This is a genomic window from Pirellulaceae bacterium, from assembly GCA_029243025.1.
GTDB lineage: Bacteria > Planctomycetota > Planctomycetia > Pirellulales > Pirellulaceae.
The window spans coordinates 276966-292954 of record JAQWSU010000002.1 but is presented as its reverse complement, the minus strand read 5'-3'; the positions used below and the strand labels follow the sequence as shown (position 1 = coordinate 292954).

At 52.0% G+C, this 15989-nt stretch carries 12 protein-coding genes and 1 pseudogene; 6 read left to right on the top strand and 7 right to left on the bottom strand.

What is annotated here, in order from left to right:
* On the top strand, positions 1-572 hold a 572-nt coding region (locus P8N76_01355), incomplete at its 5' end, for an SUMF1/EgtB/PvdO family nonheme iron enzyme (protein ID MDG2380297.1).
* Between the two features lie 1413 nt (positions 573-1985).
* Here the strand turns inward: P8N76_01355 and P8N76_01350 are convergent.
* Positions 1986-2669: an NAD(P)H-hydrate epimerase gene (locus P8N76_01350; GenBank protein MDG2380296.1), complete on the bottom strand. Its 684-nt coding sequence runs from the start codon at positions 2667-2669 to the stop codon at positions 1986-1988.
* 155 nt (positions 2670-2824) lie between these two features.
* Here P8N76_01350 and P8N76_01345 point away from each other — a divergent pair, with 155 nt between their 5' ends.
* Together P8N76_01345 and P8N76_01340 are read left to right on the top strand one after the other, a co-directional pair.
* A complete protein-coding gene (locus P8N76_01345) occupies positions 2825-3127 on the top strand; it encodes a hypothetical protein (GenBank protein MDG2380295.1) in 303 nt (100 codons plus the stop codon).
* Between the two features lie 29 nt (positions 3128-3156).
* A complete protein-coding gene (locus tag P8N76_01340; GenBank protein MDG2380294.1) occupies positions 3157-4020 on the top strand; it encodes a PHB depolymerase family esterase in 864 nt (287 codons plus the stop codon).
* On the opposite strand, the gene P8N76_01335 is transcribed toward P8N76_01340, so the two are convergent.
* Positions 4010-4534: an SPFH domain-containing protein gene (locus tag P8N76_01335; GenBank protein ID MDG2380293.1), complete on the bottom strand. Its 525-nt coding sequence runs from the start codon at positions 4532-4534 to the stop codon at positions 4010-4012. The two genes, P8N76_01340 and P8N76_01335, sit on opposite strands and share 11 nt — an antisense overlap.
* A 595-nt stretch (positions 4535-5129) precedes the next feature.
* Between P8N76_01335 and P8N76_01330 the strand changes: the two genes are divergently transcribed.
* On the top strand, positions 5130-7124 hold the full coding sequence (locus tag P8N76_01330) for a hypothetical protein (GenBank protein ID MDG2380292.1): 1995 nt from the start codon (positions 5130-5132) through the stop codon (positions 7122-7124).
* Positions 7125-7333: 209 nt separating this feature from the next.
* Here the strand turns inward: P8N76_01330 and csrA are convergent.
* A pseudogene (gene csrA / locus P8N76_01325) lies at positions 7334-7501 on the bottom strand (carbon storage regulator CsrA).
* Positions 7502-7765: 264 nt separating this feature from the next.
* Positions 7766-9034: a hypothetical protein gene (locus P8N76_01320; GenBank protein ID MDG2380291.1), complete on the bottom strand. Its 1269-nt coding sequence runs from the start codon at positions 9032-9034 to the stop codon at positions 7766-7768.
* Between the two features lie 421 nt (positions 9035-9455).
* Between P8N76_01320 and P8N76_01315 the strand changes: the two genes are divergently transcribed.
* Positions 9456-11393: an alpha/beta hydrolase gene (locus tag P8N76_01315; protein ID MDG2380290.1), complete on the top strand. Its 1938-nt coding sequence runs from the start codon at positions 9456-9458 to the stop codon at positions 11391-11393.
* Positions 11394-12051: 658 nt separating this feature from the next.
* On the opposite strand, the gene P8N76_01310 is transcribed toward P8N76_01315, so the two are convergent.
* Positions 12052-12786: a UvrB/UvrC motif-containing protein gene (locus P8N76_01310; GenBank protein ID MDG2380289.1), complete on the bottom strand. Its 735-nt coding sequence runs from the start codon at positions 12784-12786 to the stop codon at positions 12052-12054.
* 163 nt (positions 12787-12949) lie between these two features.
* A complete protein-coding gene (gene arfB, locus P8N76_01305; protein ID MDG2380288.1) occupies positions 12950-13378 on the bottom strand; it encodes an alternative ribosome rescue aminoacyl-tRNA hydrolase ArfB in 429 nt (142 codons plus the stop codon).
* A 137-nt stretch (positions 13379-13515) separates the two neighbouring features.
* Between arfB and P8N76_01300 the strand changes: the two genes are divergently transcribed.
* Complete coding sequence (locus tag P8N76_01300) at positions 13516-14934, top strand: PQQ-binding-like beta-propeller repeat protein (GenBank protein MDG2380287.1); 1419 nt, start codon at positions 13516-13518, stop codon at positions 14932-14934.
* A gap of 40 nt (positions 14935-14974) precedes the next feature.
* Here the strand turns inward: P8N76_01300 and P8N76_01295 are convergent, their stop codons facing one another.
* On the bottom strand, positions 14975-15781 hold the full coding sequence (locus P8N76_01295; GenBank protein ID MDG2380286.1) for a sugar phosphate isomerase/epimerase: 807 nt from the start codon (positions 15779-15781) through the stop codon (positions 14975-14977).
* Between the last annotated feature and the right edge of the window lie 208 nt (positions 15782-15989).

The window sequence follows — 15989 nt, the reverse complement described above, 5'->3', positions numbered from 1 at the left end:
CGATCACGGACGAGGGAATTACGAACAACAGCATCAGTCGTAACCCCGGTGCGACTTGGTTTCTTCCCAGCGAAGATGAGTGGTACAAGGCGGCGTACTACGACCCCACGTTAAATTCTAATGCAGGCGGCTACTTTGACTATGCGACCAGCAGCGACGACTTGCCTACTGCGGAGGCACCTGCGGGCGGAACCAACTCAGCTAACTACAATAACGTCTTCGGGAATACGACCGCAGTCGGTGCGTATACCAGTGCGCTGAGTCCGTACGGAACGTATGACCAGGCGGGCAACGTCTGGGAGTGGAACGAAGCAATCATAGATTCGTCGTATCGCGGGCTCCGCGGCGGCTTCTGGGGTTACGACTTCTCCGACTTCTTGTCGTCGTCGATCCGGAGCGGCGACTTCCCGGCGTTCGAGAACCTCAGCGTCGGTTTTCGAGTCGCAAGTCTTTCCTCTCCCGCCAGTGTGCCAGAGCCCGGCTCGCTAGCCGTTTGGGCCGTGCTAGGTGGAATCGGTTTGTGTTGGCGAAGAAGGCGGGCGAGGGCGAAGTGTGCCTCCAACGCATCTTAGTGCATCATCTTGGCGGAATCTTGTCCAGCAAATCGTCTGTAGGGTCTCCAGGTACCGCACCCTCAAACGGTACCTGAAACGGTCGTTTTGCCCCCCTGTTTTGAAAACCCGATTTTGAGCCTTGTATGCTAGGTCTAGCGGGTTTTCAATCTTCCTAAAATCGTCGATTTAGACATTGTGATAAAGGATCACCGTTGTACCGTTGCGCAGGCTGTGTTCCGCTTGGAGTGACTGTAAGTGATCGTAGCATTACCGCTCACGTTGGATTCCCAACGACGCATTGCATACTGCAAGAGGTGCCTCCTGTTGCCACTTCCCTTCGGAATACCAGCATTCTTATCGACGATGGTTTCGGGCAAAGATACTCAGGTTATGTTTCCCCAGGCGTTGCCTCTCCAACGCCAGTCAGGGTCTCCAAAGGCTTGAAAATCGTCGGTATTGTAAACAGCATCAGAGGCAACAGTTTTCCCGTTATTTTCCGTTGGCGGTTCGTTACAACCGTAAGTCCACCCATTTTGCCCTATATACCGCTGGTCGACCGGTCCACGACAGAATCCGCAACAATTTCTGCAAAAAGCGGTGGAGTACAACACACCAAAGTGATGCCAAGAGTCAGTGCCTGGAGCTTCATGATTTTTACCTTTCCTTTGCAAGCTAAAGTTCCTCGAAAATTTTATTGAACGCCGCTAAATCAGTACGGCAACAACTAGATATGCGTTAACAGAATAGAAATTCGCCGATTCTTTTCGTCTGATTTTTTTTCAGGCAGCCCCCAAATAGTCCCTTCTCCACGAGCTTCGCCACAAAGTCGTCAGCGACCAATTTTGGACTTTCCGTGACAACGCCAACCGCCGCAGAAAGTTAAATGAGTCGTATGCCAAGGCGAACCGTTGCAACCGCATCTGGTTTTCTGTGAGCTTGCGGGAGGAGAGCTTGGTCCACTTCACACCGTTGTTACCCCTCCTTGATCCAATGCAGCCAATGCCGCGTCCATTGGAGGCCGAACTTACCTGCTCTCCGTAGGTCTTACTTACCGCACTTTCATATCGAGGATCAGTTGACGGAACGACTTATACCGATCGATTTTTTCGATTCACTGGCCGGATAGGTTCATCAGGGCTATCAGATTATGCCGCTGGCTGAGCATCTCGGTTTCAAAGCGACCAACACCGCTCGACCGCCCACGACGTGTCCCAATGGCGGGATCGACGGCCGAACATTCAGCATCTTTCAGATCTTCGTAGGCTACCACTCGTCGATAGATTGACTGACGCAGAATCGCAGCTTCAAACGACTGCCAATCTCCTGTCAGCTTGGCAGATAGATCGTCCCAATCCGTGTATCGCTAGGTCTTGGCACAAATCGTGTACCAAAGTGTGGGCAGTCAAAGGGGAAATGCGAGCTTAAATGGCACTAATCGCCGATCCCAAATCTGGCTAACAGGCGGCTTGGCACCCCAATATCAACAATCTGCAAATCGCCCACGAACGACTGCGACTCAGCGACCAACAAACCGGGTTTCGCGGCCGCAAAGGTACACGTCAGGTCGGCGCGAAAGGTGACTTCAGAGGGAACTCCTGTATCGGCGTCCAATCCGCTCGAAATATCAACCGCAAGCTTCCGGGCGCGGCATGCGTTCATCAGCTCAATCGCTCGACGAAAGGGTGGACGAGGCGCGCCCTTGGCTCCCGTGCCGAGCAACGCATCAAGGACCCAGTCACAGGATCGCAGGTTATCGAACAGGCAAGCATCAAGCTCCTTGACAACCGTGGCGCGAGTATGCGGCAATAACTGATAATTTGCCAAGGCATCGCCTTGCAGTTCGTCCGGATTGCAACAAAGTACAACCTCGACGACGACCCCAACCAAGTCCAAGTGACGCGCGATGACAAATCCATCGCCAGCATTGTTTCCCTTACCACACAGAATCACAACACGATTCAAATCGCCTTGACGGCGCAAGCAGTCGACCACACCACGCCCCGCGTTCTCCATCAACACCAGCCCCAACATTCCGAGCTGATTCATCGCAACGCGATCGAGCTCTCGAACCGCATGACGGGTGAGTGTAGGGGGGCTTTCATGTAGCTCATCCATTTCCCGAATTCTTCCATCTTGAGACTTTGATTGCCGGTTTCCTCGCAACACCATATACCCAGAGGGGGCGACCGACCGCTATATTGGCCGTGAACCGAGATATTTCAAAGCCGAGCTCACCATCTTAGCTGATTTCCACAGAAGGACCGAATCATATGCAAGTCGTTGCTGTTTCGCGTAGCGATGTCCCAGCCATCGAGATGCCGTCGCGATTTCGCACCGACATCTCGTATTTCATGACACCTGCCGGCGAAAAAGGCGCGCCCAAACTCGGACCGGCGGAATACTGGATCGATCGGGAAGATGCGAAACGCTGGCTAGACGACCTCGTGATTGAGATTGTGTCGCCCCTGTCGGCCGAGATCAAAGCCGAAGTTGAGATCAGTGAAGACCAAGAACGCTGGCTAGAGTGGCTGATAAAATATGAAGTTCAACATGTTCGATTGGACACAGCTTGAACCACGCAGAATCAGACTACCCAAGCTCGGTGCTCGTCCACAACCGTCGCCGAACCTTCCGCGTCCACTTGCCACCGCAATTCGGTAAGGATGCTCCCATGTTGATTGCCTGCCATGGAACAGGAATCGACGGCGAGCGAATGGCCAACTTCTGTGGCCTGAACGACTCGGCCGACGAACACGGATTTGTGGTTGTCTATCCAGACGGATCGGGGCGAACGCCCCAATCGTTATCCTGGAATATCGGACATCGCTCGAGCTTCGCGTCGCGGCAAAACATCGATGACGTCCAATTCATCGCCGAATTGATTCGACACCTCGGAAAGCAACTCGGAATTGATCGACAACGCGTTTATCTGGCAGGAGTCTCAAGCGGGGCGATGCTTTGCTATCGAGTGGCTCAAACACATCCCCGCTTGGTTGCCGCCATCGGTACCATCGCCGGAACGATGTCAGCATGCCAGCGATCCCAACGAACCGTGCCACTCATTCATTTCCACGGTACGGCGGATGAGTTCGTACCGTTCCATGGGGGAGTCGGACCACGCAGCCTATCTCAAATCAATTTCCGCTCAGTACGTGAATCCATCGATTGGTGGGCCGCAGGGAATGACTGTCAAACGCCACCACGAATCACGCTCCTACCAGCCACAAGCAAAGACCCTTTCCGAGTCGTGCGCGAAGCCCATCTCGACAAAACAGGCGAAGAACGAGTCGTTCTCTATACCATCGAGGGAGGCGGTCACACTTGGCCCGGCCGCATCTGGCCTGAGCAACCCACCAATCCAAATCTGCTCGGATATACAACAAACTCGCTTTCAGCCAACAAAGAGCTTTGGCGTTTTTTCCAGAGATTCCGAACAGAGCCTCAATCGCGGGTCGTCACCAGATAGCTTTGCTTCGATCTACTCCGCTTGCCACGCGATCGCGGCAATCGAGCGAGTTAACTCCAAAGTCAGTTAACTCAAGTCCGTATTTAGAAAACTCTTTCGACACCTTTGCTCGAGCACCTGCTGAGAGTTCGTCAAATTTGGCAGGCATATCCGGCAGCAAAATCTCAACCGTACCGATCAAATCCGTGAGGCGCGAAACAATCATATCGCGGAGCAAAGCCGTGACCTGATCTATCGTGCATTTCTCCAGAGTTTCCACCAAGCTGTTGATCAGTTTCGCCGCGTCAGCCACTCGGAATACATATTTCCCAAATCCACCCAGGCGAACGATACCAAAGTCCGAATCACGAACCCTAATCGGCTGTCGCCTATACCATTTCTGATCCAGGAAAATCGGCTTGCCAACAAAATAAACCCAAGCTCGAAAAGGAGGTTTTTCCCAGGGCAGGGTAAGCACACGGGTGACGATGGGTAAATCCATCGTTTCTAGCGCGTGGCGACCAGGACCGAAAATCCCAAGTCATACAAGTCTTTCAACTGATCTTCATCAATAACGCTACCAAGCAGACGGCTGTCTCCTAACCGAGGTTGAGCCAGCAAACTTCTCAGAAATTCAAACGCTCGCGAATCTCCTCCAAAGGCACAACTTAACCAAGATCACCCTGATCGACCAACTCTCCCCCGCCAATCGATCCAGCAAGCTTTTCGCTTGCTGCGAACGTTAATTCACGAATTCACGCGTCTGTGCTTTACTCGCTTTATGATCCTCGCGTTGTGCATCACTGCGGATTCCGAAAATCCCCCGCAAAACACGAGCTAGCATGTCGCCACGCTTCGAATCAGACACACTCTTGTTCTCCACGTCTTTCGGCAACGAGCTTGCATCGATGGTTACTCAGGATACTTTCTTGTGCCAAGTTGAAAAGCTGACAGGCATCCCCAACAAACGCTCGCCCCAAGGGCGGGCGACAGCAAGCTAGCTCACATCAAATCTATGTTGACCAAGTGGGAATTGATCCTTATCGTTCACCGGAATTTCTTCCCCCAAATGATGTTCCCGTGCCGCCTCCATCCGAAGATGTATGACCTTTAACGCGCGACGATTTTGTGTGTCTTGCCCCGCAGACCAACTTCCACACAAGCCAATGGAGGGCAATGGTTGGTCGATTGTGATTGCGCTCTTGCTTTGTATCGGTTGCTCAAACACCGAATGGGTTCGGGTCCGAGAGAAGCCAGACATACCGTTGGCTGCCGAATTGAACCTATTTTCAGGTAAAGGCCCGAAAGCAACGCCAAGAACCAAGCAGCTACTCAGACGTTATGACTTAGATAAAAAAGCTCACAAAGATCCCCTTCAATTAGTGACCGAATTACAGGAGATAAGCCGTCGGGACACGACGCCCGAAAACGTCTTTGCCACGGCCGAAATTGCCTACATCAGTGGTATCCGGGCGCAGGACAAGGGCAACACAACGGAAGCGTTTGATCTATTTGGTCTTTCGGTCGCCAATGCTTATTCCTATCTGCTCGGGGATGAGTTGCTCACCCGTCGCAATCCATATGATCCTCGTTTTCGCCAAGCGTCCGACATTTACAACGGTGCATTGGAGAGCGCCTTACGAATTGTACAAAAGCGGGGACAACTGAAGCCCGAGACGACGCACGTTATTGCGACGCAGACCCAACAGTATGAAATCACGATTCAATGTCGCGGGCCTTGGCGACCGACCGAAATATCCGAATTAAAATTCACAACGGATTACGAAGTCCAAGGCCTTCAAAATCACTATCGAACCTACGGTCTGGGTGTGCCTCTAATTGCAGTCCACAACCCCGAAAACAAGTCGAATCCTGCCGACCCATACTATGCACCCGGTATGAGTTTTCCTGTCACGGCTTTCTTGCAGGTACTTCCCGGTGAGGAATCGAAAACCAAAGATGGCAAGGTACGCCAGTTCTGTGTGTTGGAATTACACGACCCGATGATGTCAAGCAACCTCGCAATCAACGAGAAGCGAGTCCCATTGGAAACTGACCTGAGCACACCCTTGGCTTACTGTCTTAATGATCCAACATTCCGGCAGGCGAACGAATCGACCCAAGGTCTCCTGAATCGTGGTAATTCTCAGGACGTTCAAGGCCTTTACATGCTCGAGCCATACGATGCCAACAAGATTCCTGTCTTAATGGTCCACGGCCTCTGGTCGAATCTGGTGACCTGGATGGAAATGTTTAATGACTTGCGTGGAAACCCGGAGATCCGCGATCATTATCAATTCTGGTTCTACCTTTACCCCACAGGCCAGCCGTTTTGGTTGACTGCGGCTCAGCTCCGTTCAGAGTTGGCCGGCGTTCGGCGCGCCCTCGACCCGCGACTTGAGGCTCCGGCACTCGATCAACTGGTCCTCGTCGGTCATAGCATGGGTGGGCTGATTGCCAAAATGCAAACCGTGGAGAGCGGCCGAGACTATTGGAGCCTGGTCAGTGAGCAGCCGAGCACCGATTTAGCCGCCCCTGAGCACGTCGTGAACTCGTTAAGACAGGCGCTCTATTTTGGCCCCAACCCCTCCGTCAAACGAGTGGTGACCATCGCATCACCGCATCGCGGCAGCAATTTTTCCAACAATGCAACTCAATGGATCGGACGAAAAGTCATTTCCTTACCAGACATCGTCCAACGAACCATCGAACAACTGAGCCGAGACGATACAGAGGAGTCGACTGGCATTGGCTTGCTGGAAGCTCAAACGAGTATCGACACACTCAGCCCAACATCTCCCGTACTTGGCATCTTGTTAGACTCTAAAAAAGCGGGCTGGGTAAAATACCACAATGTGATGGGACGAATTGCGGAAGAAGGCTTCTTATCAAAAGTAGCTGGTACCAGTGACGGAGTCGTCACAACGGAAAGTGCGCACTTGGAAGAAGCAGAAAGCGAACTCGTTGTGGAAGCAGATCATTTGAATATCCACCGTCACCCCAAAACGGTACTTGAGGTGCAGCGTGTCCTACTGAGGCACCTCAATGAAGCGAGTCCAATCGTGGCGAAACGGAAACCAGCCGCTTCGATCAGCCGATTGCCAACACCAACTCGCACGGATTAACCGAGCACCGGATTTTCGCGTCCCCTGGTTGGTCGAACCCGACTCTTCTGATCGCTTTGCGTACGATTGCGCATATTCGCCACTGTCCAACGGTCCGTATGAGAGACCGACCCGCCTGCCTGCTGACGTTGATCTTGGTCGACGCGAGGCTTGGGATCCGGGTCGATTTCAGCAAGACGAGGTAACTTGTTCGTGCGAGACGCCAGCGGGGCCTGCGACCGCTTTTCTAAGCGGGGTAATTCCCCGCGTCTCACCCTAACTTCTTTCGGCGCCTCAATGCCTAATCGAACGGTATTTCCTTTGACACGAAGAACCGTCACGGTGATTTGCTCGTCAATTCGGATCTGTTCGTTCAGTTTTCGAGATAGTACCAACATTGCACACTCCTTTGGCGATTCGAATTTGCATCCCCCAAAGCTGAAGTTCTCACAAGTCACCTCAGCTTCGCTTTCGCAACCCTCTAACGCACAGAGCGTGCCAATTGCAAACAAAACGGGACCAACTAACGCTAAGTCCTACGAATGCGTCAAGTTAGCAAAGTCATCTTTGTTTCGCGAACGGACACTTAGTGACCAGATTTACAATACGTTTGAAACGCTAGCTGCATCCGCGTCACCGAAGCGAATCAATCCAAACCACGATTACCAATGATCGGGCACGGGTAATCGACAACAGGAACCACGTCCAAATCGCCAAGTCAGTCCCATCCCCACCCAATAGCTTTCAATGCTGCCAGCGGATGCACCGAAACGCTGAAATTGATCAAACATCCCGCCGCCGAAGAAATCAAAATCCACCCCGGGTAATACATCGCGTACTCCGAATCCACCTGAGATTCGATGGTTATTAATGGCGGGGAGCAAAGCCTGCACATACTGTAACGCGGCTGTCGTACCAGGCAGTACAATGCCGCCAATACGGCCTTGCGGATTCGCCAGCATGGCGTTTTCTGCATAAGCATAGCCGAGCCGTAAACGGACACGTCGATTCAATTTGTATTGCAAACCTGTTTGTACCACCCATTGATCCGAATAGATCGAACGGAAAAGACTGGCTTCCGACCATTGCTTGTAAAGGAGATCGACCGCAAGCAGTAATCGTCCGTTCATCAAACGCTCATTTGCGTATCCGATCCCGAAGTTGGAGGGCAAGTCCAGGGAGACATCAAACGCAGAGCTGAATGCGCCGCCGGCTAGTTCAAGTCGGATTGCGTCCTCATAACGAAACGATTGCTTCGTTTGGTAGTAAGCCGCAATCTGCGAATAACAAGTCATGTCGTAGGTAACGCCGAAAGCAGCTCGCAGGGCATAGTCATAAGCCGCCGCGCCGATCCCAACAAACGGCCCGTCGAACGTGCTGTTGCCGAGCATCAGGTTAGCGCCGACAGCAACATTATCAGTCAGATCGACTCCAACCGCGGGTGCGATTTCGAGCACATTCAGTAAGGCCGAAGTACCATTACTCGCGGGCACATCGCGTGCGCTAACACCGGCTCCGGACGATGCAATCAGACCAACTCCGAAAGTCATCGGAAGCCCCAAAGCACGAACGTCTTGCGAAACGGCAATGTTTCCTAAGGCCGATCCTTGTGCTTCGGACTTGGCTCGGTATTGATCGACTCCGGGTACAACACCCCCGTTGTTAGAAATATTGATCGTGGGCTCCACCCAGGCACCCGCATTGCAGAATTGGGTACCACGAAAGCGAGCCAAATTTGCCGGATTACCATTGATCGCAGATGGTAGATCTTGAGCATTGGCAAGACTTGCTCCCCCCATAGCTCCTGAGACCGGCATCAAACTATTGTGCAGTTCCACACCGAAAGCCTGCGCTCGGACTTCACGCATTGAGCCTGTGTGAGTTGCGGCAATGACAAGCAACATGGCACAGCATCTTCTCAGCTTCATCATGGTCCTCCCTGACCTAAAAAACACGTCCATCAAATGTGTAATTTGTTCACACGTTCTTAGATTTCCGTCGACATATCGCTGACATTCGACACACAGATTTCAACTTCGAGTCAATCCTCCGGAATATATCGATTACGAAAGAATACGGCTGCCACGCTCACGGCTTAGCGATAACGGGGGTTGGTTATGGCGAACTTTACCATTGAGTCAAAATGGTTCGGCGGCCAGAATCGGTTCAGAAAAGGGGTCAACCAATCACGGTGGGTGAAAAGTTTCCGTAATCGATTCAGCTCACACACGACACGACTTTTTTTTAAAATACCCGCACGCCCCCCCTTGTTTTCTGCGACGAGTTTCTTTTCAAGTGGTACCCTTTTTTAACTCGGACGACCCGTAGCTGACCAGGATCGAGTCACTAGAAATGGAATCACGAAATAGCGTCATGGATGCCCTTCGCAAGAGTTACGCTGCGGCGTCACTCTGCGTCATCTTGGCTGTGCAAATAGGATGCGCGGGTCGATCAAGTCAAAGCGACTTCGCCGCACCACTTCCAAACGCACCGCCGGTGGCTGGTTTTGCCCAAACGGAAACTCAACCCGTCAGCTCGCATCAAAGCCTCCATGACCACCTCCATCAGAAACTACATCATCACAAACGTCCCCAGCCCATTGATCCGGTTATGGCTTTAATCGAGGGACACTATAAGCAGGCAACCGAGTACGAAACCCAATTCAAGCCCCAATGCCTCTACCACTATTACCAGGCGGCCACGCTCAGCTGGCCACTGATCCAACCGGAGTTAGTCGGAGCGATTGAGGATCATTCGCGCGCTTGGGAAATCTATCATTCGTCCTTGGGAAAACTGGCGATACTGGGGCCAAAGTTTGGTCGCTTTAACCCCAATCAGGGGCTTAATCTGGCAGCTCCGAGCGGCGATATCCTCGTACCGGCCAGCTACACAAGTTTCGCCTGGCAACCGGCCGACTTCCAAGAATTCAATCTCATAGGAGGCCAGAACTCCGAGAACATCAGCAACTACCATCTCTTCGCAGGCGTCGGGGTGCCTTTGGTCATCGATGGAAAAACAGAACCGAAGCCTGCCTTCATGCGAGCCTCCCATTCGTTTGCCGCCACGCTTGTGCTACGCCCCCAACCGACCGGTGAATGGATTTTCGCATTCTATGACCCACTTCATGTGCGACAAATCGCGATCGGCAACGAAGAGGTGCCGATTGTTCGCGATCTGACCGCTCCTTTTGCCGAACGACTCATCGAATCGGATCGCAATTCAATTCAGGGGCTCCTGCGACCTGACGACCCCGTTGATAAGGCGCGGTTATTGATGATCGAGCCTTATCAACCGGGGCGGATCCCGATCGTATTTATCCATGGACTTGCCTCCGATCGATTCACTTGGGCGGACATGGCGAATGATATTCGAGCCGAACCTGAAATCATCGATCATTATCAGATCTTGGCATTTCAATATCCTACTGGTCGGCCATTCTTAGAATCAGCCGCGAAGCTCCGTCATGACCTGAAACGACTACGGCAAGCAGCCAACCCGGACGGCCAGGACATCGCTTTTGATCAAATGGTACTGGTCGGCCACAGCCTCGGTGGATTGGTAGCAAAGCTCCAGGTGACCTATAGCGAACAAACGCTGTGGAAGGCGGTTGCCTACGAACCGCTTAGTAGCATTTGTGCTCCTCCCGCAATCAAGGCTCGGCTAGGAAACGCTTTCTTCTTTGACCCGGTGCCATCCGTACGACGAGTCGTTTACATCGCAACTCCACATTTAGGATCGAGCTATGCGCGTCGATGCATTGGCCGTGTGACTTCATCTCTCGTGAAAACGAATCCGGCCCAAGTCGAAACTCATCGAATGCTGATCCTCGCCAATCCGGGCGTATTCACCGGGCAAATGCGAAGTCGGATTGCCAACAGCGTTGATCTGCTGGAACCCGACAACCGACTGCTGCTCGCAATCTATCGGTTACGCTACTCGAGCCAAGTCCGTTACCATTCCATCATCGGCACTGGCTATCACATGAAAGGGGGCGAAGGCGACAAAGTTGTCCTCGTAAAGAGTGCCGAACAGGCAGGAGCTGCTAGTCAAAAACTTGTCGTTGCCAAACACCAGGAGGTGCATCGAAAGCCTCAATCGGCGGCAGAATTAACTCGTATTCTGATCGAAAACATGTCAAGCTCGCCAATTGTGGCTCCGCCAACTCCGGCAGCACCTGGGCAGCCACCGCTGCGGATGGCACCGCCAAACTCAGCAGGCCCTGTGCCAATTGCATCCGGATTTCGATTACTCCCCGATCCAGAGACGCCCGTCGTGTCTGCTCGAAACTGAGCCCCATTCCCTCAACGAGCAATTTCCAAAATTCGTTTTCTTCATTGTTTCCATTCTGCCTGGTGGCACCTTGCGCTAATGCGACACCGGTTCATCTTCGAACGCTTGTCGAGCCCAATTCAACCCAAGAAACCTGCAACGACAATTCACTGCGACCTGACCTCGTCCCGCGACGCCGACAGAGCGAGAAGCACATCGCACAAGATCTGATTCGCTGAAAGAGTCAACTTCACCAACGATGCATTTCACAATCGTCGCCCAAAAAAGAAACCGCTACGAATCTTGCTAACCGCAACGATTGGCAAGCGACCGATATCGGTCGCGTTGAGGGGTCGCGTTGAGGGGTCGCATTGAGGGGTCGCGTCGAATTCCGATAATGGCTAATGGGTCGCCTTGCAATCACCGTTCCGACGTTCAATTCCATCAACGATTCACAAGTGTGAACCGACACACGCAATGGGTAAAGTTAGCCCCCATGTTCGATCAAGATCGAAAATCATATCTCAAGGAGAAGCCAGGACGCAAGTGGGGGCAGTCGTTGCATTGAAAATCCACCACGTGTCTAGCTCGGCGCCATCGTAGCAAACCGATCGTTCGTGCCAAGCGTTCAGCTGCGAGCCAGCTCGGCACCGCATCCGCCCGCCGCATTAAACGATCCTTAATCAAACCGACGGTCAGCCAGCCTGTCACGCAATTCAGCCGCCAACTCGTACTGCTCTGACGCAATCGCGTCCCCCAACTGTTCTTCCAAGGTCCGCCCCACGTCAAATTTTTCACGAACGGACTCACGTAATTCAACCAGTCGAGCAACCAGTTCATTTTCTTCGAAGTCTTCTTCCGCTTCGAACTCACCAAAGAATTGCTGCAGCCGATTGAGGCCCTGATTCACCTCTTCAATCGCCAACTCAGCATCTTCGTCTTCCAAGGCCATCAAGGTCGCAGCTTGGATGCGGTGAAACATGACAAACGGTCGATACTGTTCATGCGTGAGCGTCCACGAATCATCGGGAGAATGCTTTCGACAAAAATCCATCAAACCGAGTGTATGGTCAGCATCACGCTTGGCACGTTCGAACTCACGAATCGCCAACCAACATATCCGCCGATGATAGAACTGGACAAACTCCCGATCAGCCTCCGCACATTGCTCTTCGTCCATTGTCATCTCGTCGGACTGCAGTGCCTGGCTGACAAGAAAATCAAAATAGGTTTGATACCCTTCTGGATGATCTCCGTCCGGTCGTCCAACCGTCTCGATTTGTAAAATCCCCATCTCGATCCGCATTTGAATGATGTCGCGACCATCTTTCCCTTTCGCCATGCGGACACTGACGGAGTCTGGTTCGTAGGGCCAATCTCGTAGGATATCGTCGATTTCCGGAATACGTGACATATATTGAAATCCAGATTTTGATTACTTGTTGCCCCATCAATTATAGCAACTAATGCTGGACTTGATGAATCGATGTCCGCAAAGCAATCACAAATGACAACGGTTGTCGTGAACGCGAGCATTATCCATCTGATCGGCAAAAGATGCTAGTAAAAGATTTCAACTAGCCATCGAATTTAGGCGATTGACGTAGCTTTTTCTTATCTGACTTCTTCTGCTTGTTACGACGATGTTTCAGTTGGCTTGCAAGTGTGGGACGAGAACTCCTTCGTCGTTTCGTGGTCTTTGCAGCGTCAAGAATCATGAGTCTCAATTTTTGCAAACAGTCCGTTTGGTTTTGGTAGCGAGAACGGTTTTTTTGACTCGTTACCGTAAGCCACCCCTCTTTTGAAATCTGATTTTTCACCGCCCCTATCAGGCGGCGTCGCACATACGGAGTTAAACTCGGCGTTTCGAACAGATTCCAACGCAAGATGACCTTAGTGTTCACCTTATTCACGTTCTGCCCGCCAGGTCCGCTACTGCGAACACTGGTAATTTGGAATTCTTCCTGTGGAATTTGAATTCGATCGTTGATAATCAACTTTGACATTCGCTATCATCCGGTTTCAGGAAGTCGACGCCCGTTAAATAGGTTAGAGTGAAAAAAAGCATTTACGCTTTTCGTAAATGATTAAAGACAAAACGAATTCACTTTGTATTCGATTTGAAATTCAAACGGTTTATCCAATGACAATCATAAGCTGCAAAACTAATTCTCCAGGACTCTTCTGTTTTTGTTTCTTGCCGACGGTACTGCTGGCAACACTCAGCATGGCTGACGTGCCAAAAGCAGACTTGCCAAAATTGGTCAATTTGGGCACCCGACAACGGGGTGAAGACTGGGAAACTTTTCTCGGACCAACAGGTGACAGCAAATCAATGGAAACGGGAATCAAAAGCTGGCCCAAAGACGGCCCTCGCCTGGTTTGGAAACGAAAACTCTCGGAAAGTTACGGAATCGGTAGCGTCTGCCAGGGCCGCTATTTCCAGTTTGATTTTGACACGGGAAGAGCGAGCTTAGCTTGTGTTGAAAGCGAAACGGGCAAATTTCTCTGGAAATTCGAATATCCATCCAAATACGTCGATACGTATGGATACAACAGCGGCCCCCGATGTTCACCAGTGATTGATGGACACCTTGTCTTTATTTACGGTGTTGACGGCATGTTGCACTGTGTGGATGGCCGAAACGGCAAACCAATCTGGAAAGTGGACACAAATCGAAAATTTGGGGTCGTGCAAAATTTCTTTGGAGTCGGCAGTACTCCCATCATTCACGGCGACCTCCTAATCGCAATCGTAGGCGGCAGCCCGTTAGACGATCAGAATCTGCCACCTGGCCAACTTGATCGCGTCAGCTCAAACGGAACAGGCCTCGTCGCATTCAACAAATGGAATGGAAAGGTGCAGTTTCGCTTGGGAGATGATCTTGCCAGTTACGCCGCTCCCCAAATTGTCACTCGTCAGGGACGTGCCTGGGGCTTTGCCTTCATGCGAAGCGGCCTAACGGGCTTTGACCCTCAAACGGGCAAACGCGATTTTCATTTTCCTTGGCGAGCCAAAACGCTTGAAAGTGTAAACGCCAGCACGCCGGTCATCGTGAACGATCAGGTTTTCATTTCCGAAACCTATGGCCCCGGCAGCGCGTTGCTTCGTTTCAAACCGGGAGGATACGAAACCGTCTGGCAGGACAATCCCCGCCAGCGCCAAAAATCCATGCAGGCCCATTGGAACACCCCCGTTTATCACAATGGCTATTTGTATGGATCGAGTGGTCGTCACTCCTACAACGCTGAACTACGCTGCATCGACTTTGAAACCGGAAAAATCAAGTGGAGCCAACCTGGTTTAACAAGATGCTCGCTGCTATACGTCGACGAACATTTTGTCTGCCTGGGAGAAAACGGAGTGCTGCGATTACTGAAAGCGAATCCGGAACAATACGAGCTGGTTTCCGAATCAACTCCAGTGATCGAGACGGACGCAGCAAAAGGGCCCCAGCCATTGCTAAAGTACCCCGCCTGGGCCGCACCAATCCTTGCTCACGGCTTGATGTACGTTCGCGGATCGGATCACGTCGCCTGCTTCGAGCTGATCACTGATTGACTCAGCCAGTTACTCAAACATGGGCGACGGGACAATCGGTTCAAGCACTGATTAACTCACTGAGCGCGAGCCTTGAATGCTGCAGGATTTGTCCGTATTCGCACGACTCGATATCTTCTCCCATCAGCTCGACGTCATAAAAGCCGTCGAACCCACCATCTTGCAATGCGCTGACGATCTCTCGAATCGGAACGCCCCCGTCACCGATCAAGCAACGATTTTGCTCCCCGTTGGGTGGCTGACGCGCATCAGCGAGGTGCACGATCCCAACAGCAGGCGCGATCTCGCGCAAACGATCAAAGCACAGGGGTGTTTGGCCGAGGTGATAAGTATCAAAAGCCAACTTAAGGTAGGGCGAATCAATCGAAGATATCAGATCTAGCGCATCGTCGAGACTATGTAAAAAAGTCCAATCACCGCCACAAGCCGGATGCACGGGTTCGATCGCAAGCGTTACCTCAAGTGCTTCGGCAACGCTTAGCAGCTGTTTCAAGGCATTCCGAGTCATCCTGCGGGCGTGATTGTAGATGTGCCCATCACGGGCCCCGCTGTAGACAACAAGACAGTCGGCATTCATCGCTGCAGCCAACTCGATTGCCTCAATCCCATCGACGATACTGTCGTCGTATCCTCGACCATCGCTTCCGGTAAAACCTCCAGCCCAAAGCAAGTTGGAGACGTGCAGTCCGCTCTCCAACAAGAGTTCAACACCCCGTGCTTCGCCAAAATCCGCAAGCTTGGGCCGCCAAACTCCTATGCCCTCATAACCGGCCGCTAGGTATCGCTCTACATCCTCTTCGAACGTCCAAGAAAACGTGGTCATCTCGTTCATCGACATCCGTACCATTCACGTTGACTCCATCTATATTGCGTAACGAGCCAACATTAGAAAGCGCCGACTCAGTTGGATTTCCTGCAACGGGCCGTCAGTATGCGACATTCAGTCGTTTCTGTAAAGAAAGAGAACTCAATGAAAGAAAAACCTTCCGGGAGTCTCGAGAAACAGAGGTGTTTCAGCAGACAGATCGCCCCACCATCGCCCAGACTACCTGGGG